The sequence below is a fragment of the Caproiciproducens sp. CPB-2 genome, from assembly GCF_036287215.1.
In the GTDB taxonomy this organism is placed as follows: Bacteria; Bacillota; Clostridia; order Oscillospirales; family Acutalibacteraceae; genus Caproiciproducens.
Genome location: NZ_CP142860.1, coordinates 86,848 through 99,125, shown reverse-complemented (window position 1 = coordinate 99,125; position 12,278 = coordinate 86,848). Strand labels below are relative to the sequence as shown.

Annotated in this window: 14 protein-coding genes; 2 read left to right on the top strand and 12 right to left on the bottom strand. The window is 59.4% G+C overall.

The features are described 5' to 3' along the window. Nucleotides 1-4: 4 nt before the first annotated feature. The 6 genes from fabG to VXK30_RS00445 are packed head-to-tail and all read right to left on the bottom strand — an operon-like array spanning nt 5 to nt 4,926. A complete protein-coding gene (gene fabG / locus VXK30_RS00470) occupies nt 5-745 on the bottom strand; it encodes a 3-oxoacyl-[acyl-carrier-protein] reductase (protein WP_275714957.1) in 741 nt (246 codons plus the stop codon). Beyond that, the gene (locus VXK30_RS00465) at nt 739-1,662 is read right to left on the bottom strand and encodes an ACP S-malonyltransferase (protein WP_275714959.1); all 924 of its coding nucleotides are present in this window, start codon (nt 1,660-1,662) and stop codon (nt 739-741) included. The genes fabG and VXK30_RS00465 overlap by 7 nt, the downstream gene beginning before the upstream one ends. After that, nucleotides 1,650-2,597, bottom strand: a complete 948-nt coding sequence (gene fabK, locus VXK30_RS00460; protein ID WP_275714961.1) for an enoyl-[acyl-carrier-protein] reductase FabK — start codon at nt 2,595-2,597, stop codon at nt 1,650-1,652. The genes VXK30_RS00465 and fabK overlap by 13 nt, the downstream gene beginning before the upstream one ends. After that, nucleotides 2,594-3,592 carry a beta-ketoacyl-ACP synthase III gene (locus VXK30_RS00455; protein ID WP_275714963.1) on the bottom strand — a complete coding sequence of 333 codons (999 nt, stop codon included), beginning with the start codon at nt 3,590-3,592 and terminating at the stop codon, nt 2,594-2,596. The genes fabK and VXK30_RS00455 overlap by 4 nt, the downstream gene beginning before the upstream one ends. Nucleotides 3,593-3,612: 20 nt before the next feature. Beyond that, a complete protein-coding gene (locus VXK30_RS00450; RefSeq protein ID WP_275714965.1) occupies nt 3,613-4,461 on the bottom strand; it encodes a DegV family protein in 849 nt (282 codons plus the stop codon). 12 nt (nt 4,462-4,473) lie between these two features. Then, nucleotides 4,474-4,926 carry a MarR family winged helix-turn-helix transcriptional regulator gene (locus VXK30_RS00445; RefSeq protein WP_275714967.1) on the bottom strand — a complete coding sequence of 151 codons (453 nt, stop codon included), beginning with the start codon at nt 4,924-4,926 and terminating at the stop codon, nt 4,474-4,476. 290 nt (nt 4,927-5,216) lie between these two features. Between VXK30_RS00445 and sdaAB the strand changes: the two genes are divergently transcribed. Both sdaAB and sdaAA read left to right on the top strand, forming a co-directional pair. Further along, complete coding sequence (gene sdaAB, locus VXK30_RS00440; protein ID WP_275714969.1) at nt 5,217-5,876, top strand: L-serine ammonia-lyase, iron-sulfur-dependent subunit beta; 660 nt, start codon at nt 5,217-5,219, stop codon at nt 5,874-5,876. A gap of 40 nt (nt 5,877-5,916) precedes the next feature. After that, a complete protein-coding gene (sdaAA, locus tag VXK30_RS00435; RefSeq protein ID WP_275714971.1) occupies nt 5,917-6,798 on the top strand; it encodes an L-serine ammonia-lyase, iron-sulfur-dependent, subunit alpha in 882 nt (293 codons plus the stop codon). 53 nt (nt 6,799-6,851) lie between these two features. Here sdaAA and VXK30_RS00430 read toward each other — a convergent pair whose 3' ends face one another. From VXK30_RS00430 to VXK30_RS00405, 6 genes are all read right to left on the bottom strand, one after another. Further along, complete coding sequence (locus VXK30_RS00430) at nt 6,852-9,221, bottom strand: homocysteine S-methyltransferase family protein (protein ID WP_275714973.1); 2,370 nt, start codon at nt 9,219-9,221, stop codon at nt 6,852-6,854. 4 nt (nt 9,222-9,225) lie between these two features. Then, nucleotides 9,226-9,864: a vitamin B12 dependent-methionine synthase activation domain-containing protein gene (locus VXK30_RS00425; RefSeq protein WP_275714975.1), complete on the bottom strand. Its 639-nt coding sequence runs from the start codon at nt 9,862-9,864 to the stop codon at nt 9,226-9,228. Continuing rightward, on the bottom strand, nt 9,861-10,727 hold the full coding sequence (gene metF, locus VXK30_RS00420) for a methylenetetrahydrofolate reductase [NAD(P)H] (RefSeq protein ID WP_275714977.1): 867 nt from the start codon (nt 10,725-10,727) through the stop codon (nt 9,861-9,863). Before metF ends, VXK30_RS00425 begins: the two co-directional genes overlap by 4 nt. Before the next feature lie 426 nt (nt 10,728-11,153). Continuing rightward, nucleotides 11,154-11,330, bottom strand: coding sequence for a hypothetical protein (locus tag VXK30_RS00415; RefSeq protein WP_275714979.1), 177 nt, complete (start codon nt 11,328-11,330; stop codon nt 11,154-11,156). Nucleotides 11,331-11,371: 41 nt separating this feature from the next. After that, nucleotides 11,372-11,527 carry a hypothetical protein gene (locus tag VXK30_RS00410; RefSeq protein ID WP_275714981.1) on the bottom strand — a complete coding sequence of 52 codons (156 nt, stop codon included), beginning with the start codon at nt 11,525-11,527 and terminating at the stop codon, nt 11,372-11,374. Nucleotides 11,528-11,616: 89 nt separating this feature from the next. Then, nucleotides 11,617-12,168, bottom strand: a complete 552-nt coding sequence (locus tag VXK30_RS00405; RefSeq protein WP_275714983.1) for a TIGR01440 family protein — start codon at nt 12,166-12,168, stop codon at nt 11,617-11,619. Nucleotides 12,169-12,278: the final 110 nt, after the last annotated feature.

Here is a 12,278-nt window from a genome sequence, read left to right as displayed (position 1 = left end):
GTTATCACATACAGAGGCCGCCGTCCATTTTAATGACCTCGCCGGTAAGATAGCCCGCCTCGTCCCCCGCCAGAAACGCCGCCAGCGCGGCAATGTCGCCGGGGGTGCCCATGCGCTTTAACGGAATGGCCTCTATAGCGGCTTCCCTGACCTTATCCGCCAGCGCGGCGGTCATATCGGTGTCGATAAAGCCGGGGGCAATCGCGTTGCAGGTCACGTTCCGTCCGGCAAGCTCCTTCGCCGTGGATTTGGTCAGACCGATCAGCCCGGCCTTCGCGGAAGAATAGTTGGCCTGGCCGGCGTTTCCCGTCACGCCGGAAACGGAGGTGATATTGATGATCCTTCCGCTTCTTTTTTTCATGAAGTGGCGGTAGGTATGCTTGATCATATGGAACGCGCCCTTGAGGTTCGTATCGATCACGGTGTCAAAGTCCTCTTCCTTCATCGAGAGAATCAGCCCGTCCCGCACGATGCCCGCGTTGTTGACCAGAATATCGATTCCGCCGAAGTCGGCAAGAATCGCGTCGACTGTTTCTTTGGTCTGCCGGTCGTCCGCAACGTCGCACCGGTAGGCTTTCGCCTTTGCGCCGGACTGCCCGATCAGAGAACAGGTCTCCTGTGCCGCCGCCTCGTTTCCGGCGTAAAGGATGGCGATGTCCGCGCCTTCCTGCGCCAGCTTCAGCGCGATGGCTTTGCCGATTCCTCTGGAGCCGCCGGTTACGACGGCCGTTTTCCCTTTCAGCATGGGTTCCTCCTTAATTCTTCCGCAGCGGCCCGCGCGTCCGCAAAGTTTTCCACATTGAGGATACGCACCTGTGAAGAAATTTTTTTAATCAGGCCGCACAGGGTTTTCCCGGGGCCGGTTTCCACAAAGGTATCGATTCCGTCCGCGATCATGTTTTCCACGGACTTCTGCCAGTAAACGGGGTGGTTGATCTGCTCCGACAGCGTGACTTTCCCGTTTTCCCCGTAAGGCTTCGCGTCCACGTTGGAGTAAACCGGCAGGGAAGGAGCTTTCATCCCCACCGTTTCCAGCTCCAGGAGCAGCTTTTTTGCCGCTTCGTCCATAAACGGGGAGTGGAACCCGCCGCTGACCGCCAGAGGGACGGCCCTGCCGCCCGCTTTCTGCACGTCCCGGCAGAAAGCGTCCATCGCGCTTTTGGAAACCGCGGCGACGGTCTGCCCCTTGCAGTTGTAATTGACCGGATAAGCGTTTTCATATCTGCCGCAAAGCTCCCTTACGGTTTCCACCGGGAGCTTCAGCACCGCGGCCATGCCGCTCGGGTGCTTTTCCGCGGCGGCCTGCATCAGCGCCGCCCGCCGGCACACCAGCCGGATTCCCTCGTCCGGGCCGAAAGCCCCGGCAAAGGTCAGCGCCGCGACCTCGCCCAGCGAAAAGCCCGCGACCGCGTCGGGGATGACCCCTTCGGCCTTCAGGCACTGTGCCGCCGCCAAGTCCACGCAGAACACGCAGGGCTGCGTGTTGATGGTCCGGTTCAGCTCCTCCTGCGTACCGCCGAAGCACTGCACACAGGTCCCGGGCCGCAGCGCGTCGGCGCGGTCAAACACCTCTTTCGCAGCGGGGCTGTTTTCACAAAGGTCTTTGCCCATGCCGCTATACTGGGCGCCCTGCCCGGAAAAAACAAACGCTATTTTACCCATTTTCCGGCACCACCTAACACAGTTTCCGCTTCCCCGAACATTTCCCGGATGATCTCCGCCGCGGGCTGCTCTTTATCGACAATGGCCGCGATCTGGCCCGCCATAAAGCATCCGTTTTTCTCGTCGCCCTCCACGGCGGCGCGGCGCAGCGCGCCGGAACCGAACGCCTCCAGATCCTTTACGGAAACATCGGCGTCGTATTCTTTTTTGGCGAATTCACGGGTAAAGGCGGTTTTCAGCGCCCGCACCGGATGCCCGGTACGCTTGCCGGTCGTCAGGGTATCGATATCCTTCGCGTGAAGGATTTTATTCTTATAATTCTGATGGACCCCGCATTCGTTTGCCACCAAAAACCGGGTTCCTACCTGCACGCCGGCCGCGCCGAGCAAAAACGCCGCCGCGATTCCCCGGCCGTCCGCAATGCCGCCCGCCGCAACGACGGGGATATCCACCGCGTCGCACACCTGCGGCACCAGCGTCATGGTGGTCAGCTCGCCGATGTGGCCGCCCGATTCGCAGCCCTCCGCGATGACGGCGACCGCGCCGCACCGGGCGACGCGCTTCGCGATGCCGGTGGAGGCCACCACGGGCAGCACCTTGACGCCCGCTTCCAGCCATGCGGCCATATACTGCGAAGGGTTTCCCGCGCCGGTCGTTACCACCGGCACCCCCTCGTCAATGACGAGCCGGGCGACCTCCTGCGCGTAAGGGCTCATCAGCATGATATTGACGCCGAACGGTTTGTCCGTCAGCGTTTTCGCCCTGCGGATTTCGCCCTTCACCCATTCCGCGTTCGCGTTCATGGCGGAAATCAGGCCCAGCCCGCCGCCGTTGGAAACCGCGGCGGCAAGGGAAGCGTCCGCGATCCAGGCCATTCCTCCCTGTAGAATGGGATATTCGATCCCGAGCAGCTCACACAATGGTGTCTTGATCATCTGCAGTCCTCACCTTCTTTTTGACCGGAACCGTCCTTTCGCCCCCAGCGGAGGATGCAGGCCCCGGTGGTCATGCCGCCGCCAAAGGCGGTCAGCGCCAGGATATTTCCGGCGTGCAGCTCCCCCGCCCGGTGGAGCTCATCCAGCAGGATGGGGATGCTCGCCGAGGAGGTGTTGCCGAACCGTTCAATATTGTGCCGGTATTTTTCCGGCGCAATGGAAAGCTTTCCGATCGCCGCGTCGATAATCCGCAGGTTTGCCTGATGGGGCAGGACAAAATCCACGTCCGCTTCCGTCAGCCCCGCTTCGCGGATGACCTGTACAAGGTCACCGCACATGGCGGCCACGGCGAATTTATAGACATCCTTGCCGTTCATTTTCAGGTACGGGTCCACCTGTTTCACCTGAGAATACGGGCAGTTGCCCCGCGTATTTTCCGCGTAGAGCGGGGCGGTGTCGCCCTTCGCCCCGATTTTGATGGAAAGCAGGCTGTTCCCCGGCGCCAGCACCGCCGCGCCGGCCCCGTCGCCGAAAAGCACGCAGGTGGAGCGGTCCTTCCAGTCCAGCAGCCTGGACATGGCCTCCGCCGACACAATCAGGATTCTTTTTGCCCTGTTTGCCGAAAAATAAGAAAAAGCGACATCCAGCGCATAGACAAAGCCGGTACAGGCCGCGTTCAGGTCGAACGCCGGACAGACCGCACCCAGCCTTTGCTGGATTTCGCATGCAAGAGACGGCGTAATATGATCGCCCCGCGCGGTGGAGCAGATGATCAGGTCCAGCTCCTCCGGCGCCGTGGAAGCGTCCTTCAGTGCGCGCGCCGCCGCTTCGGCGGCATAGTCGCACAGGGTTTCCGAAGTGGAAATGTGCCTGCTTTTGATCCCTGTGCGCGTGGAGATCCATTCATCCGAAGTATCCATCAGGAGCGACAGTTCCCCGTTGGTCTTTGTGCACGCCGGAAACGCGCTTCCCGTACCGATGATCGTAAAGCTCATTCTTTCCTCCGTGTTCCGCGTCAGGAATCCCCCTGCGCAATATAGGATACGCCCACGCAGCCCGGCCCGCCGTGAGTACCGACGACCGACCCGAGGGCGATCATCTCGCTGTCCGAAATGTCCGCGACGGACCCCGCCGCGTCCTTCAGAAGGTTCAGAAACTGCGGGGAATCGGTGTCGCCGAAAAAGACGCGGTGAGCGGGGTCCGGTTTTTCCTTCTCCATCATCTCCGCAATGCGCAGGGCGGCCGCCTTGTGCCCCTTCTTTTTGTCAAACGCCTTGATTTCGCCGTTTTCGATCGAGACGATCGGCTTGATGTGGAGCATGGAACCGATAAAAGCGGAGGAGGCCGACAGCCTGCCGCCCATTTTCAGATATTTCAGCGTATCGATAATGGCGTAAAACCTCTGCCTCTTTTTCAGCTCTTCCACCGCGGAGCAGATTTCCGCCGCGGTTTTTCCGGCGTCCCTCAGCCTGAGCATCTCATAAACCAGAAGCGCCAGCCCGAAGCTGACGGTCAGCGAATCGATCAGATGGATATTTTCCGCTCCCAGCGCCTGTTTGGCGATCACCGCGGACTGATAGGTCCCGCTGAGCTTGCCTGAAATGAAAATACCGATGACCTCGTCGCCGCTATTCCTGTATTTTTCAAATAATTTTTCAAACCGTTCGGGGTTGACCTGCGCCGTGGTGGGAAGCTCCGCGCTGTCGTGAAGCATCTGAAAAAACTGCGGTTTGGTAAGGTCAACACCGTCCACATATTCCCTGTCGCCGAAATGCACGCTCAGGGAAACGATTTCGATCCCGAGCTCGGCCTGACGGTCAAGGGCAATATCCGACGTGCTGTCCGTTATAATCTTAATAGCCATAGAAGTCCTCCACTATTTTTTGTTGCTTTCAAAAAAGTTTTTCACCGCGGCCAGCCCCTTTACAAACATGGCCAGTTCGTCCTCCGTCATGGCGGACATGATCGCGGAAACCATTTTGTGGTGAAAGGAGGAATGAACCTCATTTACGCTTTTTCCCTTTTCGGTCGGGAGGATACGGACGACCCTTTTGTCGCGCTGGTCCTGCTGCCGCTGGACAAAGCCCTTTTTCACCAGCGTGTTGATGGTCGTCGTCAGCGTGCCCGCGGTAATCCCTTGGGAGCACGCGATATCCGAAGCCGTGTTTTTGCCCTCCTGCGTGCCGTCGCACACCGCCTCGATCACATGCATTTCCCGCATGGAAAGGTTGTGGGATTCCTTGGTTTTCAGGCTTGCTTCTTCCGTTCTCAGGACCTCGTTAAATACTTTTACAAGGAAATTATTGATCTGGGAGTATTCGTTATTCAATGCAGTTCCCTCCTTTCGCCATTTATTTTGAAGTTCAAAATATTTGTTAATTATATCAAAAAAGAATCGTTTTGTCAAGAAAGTTTTGAAGTTCAAAATAAATATTGGAATTTTTTTACAAATATTATCTTGTGTTCCGGGCATGATAATATACAATTCACCGAAAAAAGAAAAGGAAGCCCGCAGGGGCTTCGCCGGAAAAAGACCGTTTCAAACACCTGTGCATTATGCTATAATAGCAGCGTAAATTGAAATCCATTCCCTTTAGAATGTGGCAGCGGAGGCTTCTTATGAATGTTTTTGATATTATCGGGCCGGTGATGATCGGCCCGTCAAGCTCCCACACGGCGGGCGCCGTAAGAATCGGACGGATCGCCGGCGCGCTGCTGGACGGCAAACCCGTGAGCGCGCACATTCTGCTGCACGGCTCCTTTGCGAAAACATACCGCGGGCACGGAACGGACAAGGCCCTTGTCGCCGGAATCATGGGCATGTCCCCAAGCGACCCCCGCATCCGCGACAGCCTTGCGCTCGCGAAGGAACGGAACCTTTCCGTCGTCTTTGAAAAGGGCGAAATCGAGGGGGCTCACCCCAACACGGCGGTGATTACCCTGACGGACGGGCAGGGGCATACCGCGACCCTGCAGGGCGCTTCCGTGGGCGGCGGAAACATCGTCATCAGCGAAATCAACGGGATGAAGGTGGACGTCACCGGGCAGCAGACCACGCTTCTGATCCTGCACCGGGACGTCCCCGGGGTAATCGCGCACGTGACGAACTACATCGCCTCGCAGGGGGTCAACATCGGCAACTTCAAGCTGACCCGCGGGCACAAGGGCGAAACGGCGCTGATGACCATCGAGGTCGACGGCGAATTCAGCCGGGAAAGCAACGCCGGGATCGAAAAGCTGCCGGACGTCCTCCGCTCGACCATGCTGCGGCCGGACTGACGCGGCTAAAGAACCAAGAATCGGAAAGGCCTGGTGGAAGATGGGAATTTATTATTCGGTGGAAGACCTTGTGGGCGCGGCCGCAAGGGAAAATAAAAAAATATCGGAGATCGTTCTGGAGGACCAGGCGCGCGAGCTGGAAAAACCGGAGCCGGAACTGTACCGGACGATGCTGGAAAGCTTCCGGGTGATGCAGCAGTCCGTCGAGGACGGCATTGACCCGGACATGCGCTCGGTGAGCGGACTTTCGGGCGGCGGCGCGTACAAAATGAAGCAGGCGGTGGACAAGGGCCGCACCCTTTGCGGCAAAGTGTTCGGCACCGCGCTGGTGCGCGCGCTCGCGGTCTCGGAAAGCAACGCCTGCATGGGCAAGATCGTCGCCGCGCCGACCGCCGGCTCCTGCGGGATCATCCCAGCGGCGCTGCTGACGGTGATGGAGGACCGGGAGCTTCCGGAGCGCGACGTGGTGATGGCGCTGTTCACCGCCTCCGCGTTCGGCATGGTGATCGCCAACAACGCGAGCATTTCCGGCGCGCAGGGCGGCTGCCAGGCGGAATGCGGCGCGGCCTCCGCCATGGCAGCGGCGGCGCTGACGGAGCTGGCGGGCGGGACCCCGCAGATGGCGGGGCACGCCTGCGCCATCGCGATGAAAAATATTCTGGGCCTTGTGTGCGACCCGGTGGCGGGGCTGGTGGAAATCCCGTGCATCAAGCGCAACGCCATGGGCGTGGCCAACGCGTTTGTGGGCGCGGAGCTGGCGCTGGCCGGAATCCAGAGCGCGATTCCCGCCGACGAGGTGATCGTCGCGATGAAGCGGATCGGCGACGCGATGCCCCGCAGCCTGAAGGAGACCTCCGAAGGCGGGCTTGCCGCCACACCGACCGGAAAACGCCTGAAAAAAGAGATTTTCGGGGATAGCTAAAAAAGCTGCCGGGGAAAAATCCTCCGGCAGCTTTTTTGTATCGGAACCGCGGGTCACTCCCCGCCGAACAGCTTCTGCGCGTAATGCACCGAACCCATCGCGTCCCGGGAATAGGCGTCCGCGTGAATCTGCTGCGCGTATTCGGGCGTGAGCACCGCGCCGCCGACCATCACCCGGCAGTCCGGCACCCTTTCGTGCAGCTGGCGGATGGTCTCCGCCATATTGGAAACGGTGGTCGTCATCAGCGCGCTGAGCCCGACCAGCTTCACGCCGCCCTCCTCCGCCGCGTCCACCACCGTTTCGGGGGGAACGTCCTTTCCGAGGTCGATCACGTCGTAGCTGTAATTTTCCAGCAGGACCTTGACGATATTTTTGCCGATATCGTGGATATCGCCCTTGACGGTCGCGAGGATGATTTTTTCCTTCTTCGTCTGCTCCCCGTTGACAGTCATTTTCACCCGGATCACCTCAAACGCCGACTTGGCGGCCTCCGCGCTCATCAGGAGCTGGGGCAGGAACAGCACGCCCTGCTCGAAATCCTTCCCCACCCGGTCAAGCGCGGGAATCATCTGGGTATTGATGATAGCGAGCGGTTCCTCCGTTTCCACCAGCCGGAGCGCCGCCGCGTGCGCGCTTTCCTTCAAACCGCGCACCACCGCGTCCAGCAAAGAGATTTCCCCCGCGGCGGGCGGAGGCGCGGCTTCCGCTTTCTGCGCGGAATAGCGGGCGATATAGTCCATGCACTGCTCGTCGCTGCCGCTGAGCGCGCAGTACGCATGGTACGCGTCCATCATCGCGGCGGAATTGGGGTTGACGATCGCGGCTCCCAGCCCGTTCTGCAGCGCCATGGTGAAAAACGCGGCGTTGATGTGTTCCCGCTGGGGCAGACCGAACGAAATATTGGAAACGCCGAGCGAGGTGTGGATGTCCAGCCGGTCGCGGATCAGCCGCAGGGCTTCCAGCGTAATGGCGGCGTTTTCCTGCCCGGCGCTGATGGTCATGGCCAGCGTGTCGAAAACAATGTCTTTTTTGTCAATCCCGTATTCCCGGGCCGTCCTCACAATCTTTTCCGCGATTTCAAATCGGCCCTGCGCCGTGGCCGGAATCCCGTTTTCGTCCAGCGTCAGCGCGATCACGGCGCCGCCGTACTTTTTCACGAGCGGGAAGATCGCCTCCATCGATTCGGCTTTCCCGTTGACCGAATTGATCAGAGGCTTGCCGTTGTAAATGCGCATGGCCCCTTCCATCGCCTTCGGGTCGGAGGTGTCGAGCTGAAGGGGAAGGTCGGAAATCCCCTGAATCTCCATGACCGCGCGGCGAAGGAGCGCGGGTTCGTCGATTTCCGGCAGGCCGACGTTCACATCGAGAATATGGGCGCCGTTTTCCTGCTGGGTAATCGCCTCCCGCAGCAGGTAATCCATATCGTTGTCGCGCAGCGCCTGTTTCAGCCGGGATTTGCCCGTGGGGTTGATGCGCTCGCCGATCAGCACCGGCTTTTCGCCGAACACGACCGCCCGGGCGAACGAGGAAACCACCGTGCGGTTTTTCGGGACGATGGGACGCGGGGAAAGGTCTTTGCACCGCCGCACCACCGCCGCGATATGCTCCGGGGTCGTGCCGCAGCAGCCGCCCAGAATCCAGGCGCCCTCCTTCGCGATTTCCTCCATCACGGCGGCGAATTCCTCCGGCTTTACGTCAAACACGGTTTTGTCCCCTTCGGTGCGGGGCAGCCCGGCGTTGGGGGTCACGATCACGGGCAGGGAACACGCCTGTGTCATCTGCGGGAGGAATTTTTTCATCTGCCCGGGGCCGAACCCGCAGTTGAGCCCCACGGCGTCCACCCCGAGGCCCTCCAGCAGCGCGGCCGCCGCCGGGATGTCGCCGCCGGTCAGCAGCTTGCCCTGCTCATCCACGACCATGGTGACGAAAACGGGCAGCCGGGTGCTCTCCTTTGCGGCGAGCACGGCGGCCTTGCACTCGTAGGTATCGCTCATGGTCTCAATCAGGATCAGGTCGGCCCCGGCTTTTTCCCCCGCGGCGGCGGCCCGGGAAAAGGCGGAAACGGCGTCCTCGAAATCGAGGTCGCCGAGCGGCCTGAGCAGCTTCCCGGTCGGGCCGATGTCCATGGCGACCAGCGCGCCATGGGCGGCTTCTCTGGCAAGGGCCACCGCGGCGGCTACGATTTCCTCCGTGGAACGGCCGCAGCCGTGCAGCTTGATCGGGTTTGCGCCGAAGGTATTGGTGGTCAGGATATCCGCGCCCGCCGCGCGGTACCTGCTATGAATTTCTTTGATCAGCTCGGGGCGGGTCAGGTTCCACAGCTCCGGCAGCTCGCCGGGGCCGAGGCCGTTTTCCTGTAAAAGAGTTCCCATGCCGCCGTCAAAAAAGACCATGCGTTTTCCCAGGTCTTCCAGTATTCCCATGATATCAGTCCTTTCTGAACGGACAATTCAAAGACTTGCAGCCCATGCATTTCGCAATATGGCAGGTCGTCTGCTCCGCGGTCAGGCCAATGACCGCGGTAACGGATTTTGTCGGCACCAGCATGCTGTCCTGCGTCATGGCAAGGCCGATTTTTTTCTGCGCCTGTAAAATCCCCAGAAGATCGCGCTGATGCAGGATGGAAAAGTCCCCGTAGCCGGGGCTGTACCGGGGCCGCAGAAACAGCCCGCGCTTTGCCGCCTCGGCGGAAAGCTCCCGTTCCGCTTCGTCGCAGACGCTCTCTGTCAGCGCGGCGGCGCAGGCCTGCAGCACCACGGCGCGGCTTATGTCGATTTTGGAGGCGCGCTCCAAAAGGAAATCCGCTTTCGTGCCGAGCGTGGCCGCGAACAGGTACGCTTCCCCGCAGCCGGAAAGATGATTCCTCAAGTCCCTGCTTTCCACCCTCAGGTTTCCGAGCAGAACGGCGTCCCCGTCAAATTTCACCGGCAGAAGCAGGCTGAGGCTGCGGGGAGTGACCGCGGCCCGCAGCTCGCTGATGCAGGATTCGATTGTAAGCAGGGTGCGCTCATCCGCAGGCTTGCCGCGGTAGCCCAGATAGCGCAGCACTTCTTCCGTCTCTTTCATTCCCTGATGATCTCCGATAAATTATCCATGATTTTTGCCGCGATATCCGGCTTGTTCATCGTGTAGATATGGATCGCGCTGACGCCGTTGGAGATCAGGTCGATGATCTGCTCCGTCGCGTAGGCGATGCCGGCCTGTTTCATGGCGGCGGGCTTGTCGGCGAATTTATCCACGATCGCCCGAAAGCGCGGCGGCAGCTCCGTGCCGGAAAGCGCGCAGATCCGCCTGATCTGGCCGCTGTTGGTCACCGGCATGATGCCCGCCACCACCGGGATATGAATCCCCTTCGCCAGAATCCGGTACAGGAACTGGTAGAGAATATTGTTGTCAAAAAACATCTGCGTAGTCAGAAAGTCGCAGCCGCTGTCCACCTTTTCTTTCAGGTAGCCGATGTCGTCCTCCCGGTGGGCGCACTCGACGTGTCCCTCGGGGTAGCAGGCCGCGCCGATGCAGAATCCGCCGTATTCCCTGATCTGCCTGACCAGCTCGCCGGCGTAGCGGTACTGGCCGGGGGACGGGAAATCGGAATTCTGCGGAATATCGCCGCGCAGGGCCAGGACATTTTCAATATGTTGTTCTTTTAACCCGGATAATATCTGCCCGACCTCTTCCCTGGTGGAGGAAACGCAGGTCAGGTGTGCCAGCGCGGTCACGCCGCAGTTCTGGATTTCCGATGCGATGCGGGCCGTGTTCCGGGACGTGCCGCCGCCCGCGCCGTAGGTAACGCTCATGAAATCGGGCCTGAGCGCGGAGATGTCGCGCACAACCTCCTTCACCCGGGCGATATCGTCGTCTTTTTTCGGTGGGAACAGCTCGCAGGAAACCGTGACCCTGCCGCTGTTCAGAATTTCGCTGATTTTCATGGCTATTTCCTTTCAGTGCCCCGGAAAATAAAAAAACCCGCCTTCACAGGCGCCGTGCCCGATGAAGACGAGATTCCAGATCCCGTGTTACCACTTCAAATTCACCCGTCCCTTGCGAAACGGGCCTCTCAGGGTATTACAGTGTCGGACACCGCCTATACCCGCTTTCTGTAACGGGAAATCCCGTCGCAGCCTAAACCGGAAATCCGGTCTCGGTGCGCCGCTCAGGAGCCATTTTCGCCCGGCCTCCCGCCCGCTTTCTTTCAGCGCGGCAAAACCGCAAAAGCTTCTCTGTATGCCTTCGGAAGGGTTACTTTCTCCGTCCCTGCGTGTAAAAATATATTTTTACTATTGTAGCATAGAAAAGCACGGTTGTCAAACGGAACAAAAAGGAAAAGGGCGGGGTGTTTCTTCACCCCGCCGCTGTTATTCATCGTCCCGCATCAGATTTTCAGCGTAATCGCGAAGGCTTGCGAAGGAATTGATGTTCTCCTCCCGCGCGCTGATGGATTCCTGCACATATTCGGGCAGGTTGTCAAAGTATTCACCGGCTTCGCTGTCCTCTTCGATCAGCTCGTATAAACCGCTGTACTTGCCTTTCATCGGACTCACCTCCGGGAATAGTTTTCGCAGGATTTACAGGATTATCCATTTGTTTCCCGAATATGCTCCGCGGCCTGCATCAGCTCGCCCAGTGTGGAAATCTCCACGCCCGATTTTAGAATCCTGTTTTTCACGTCGATGGGCAGATTCTCAAAATATCCCCGTAAATCCGGGTTGTTCTCATAAAAGGTCCCCAAAGCAAAACGCCTCCCCAAACGTCAGTAAATAAAGAATTTACCCTTAGTTTTTACGGAAGGCGCTGTTTTTACGTGAGGAAATACTTTCCTTATTTCAGGCTTTCGTCGTAATTCGCGCGTTCGCCGCCGATATATTTCGGCCGGGTGCGCGCGCTGGTCACGTTGGCTTCGCCGATTCTGCGCACGGAAAGGCGCACCGGCACCGCCACTCTGGCAAGGTGCATGCCGATCAGCGTGCCGCCGATATCGATTCCCGCCTGCGCGGTGACTTCCTCCACCGCCACCGGATGCTCAAAGTTCGAGTAAGCCGCCGTGGCAAAGGAACCGCCGGCCTTCGGGCGCGGAACGGCGTTGACGATTTCCAGCCGGTCCCTGACCGCCGCCTCTTTTTCAATAATGATCGCGCGGTTCAGATGCTCGCAGCACTGGGCGGCCAGATAAATCCCCTTTTCCTTCAAAACGGGGTAAACGGCGTGAAACACCGCGTTGGCGATTTCCACGCTGGAGGACGAGCCGATATCGTGCCCGCCGATTTCGCTGGAGGAACAGCCCACGACCAGGATATTTCCCGCGGTCAGTCCCGCGGCTTTTATCAATTCGCAGACGGCTGTTTTCGCCTGCGCCGCAATTTCATCGTACATAGAACTCAACTCCGGTTATCATATTTGTAGGTTCGACAGATATTATAAGCTTATCGGAGAGATTTTGCAACTCTGCGCGGTTTTGCCCGCGGCGGCCGCGTTTTTCCGCA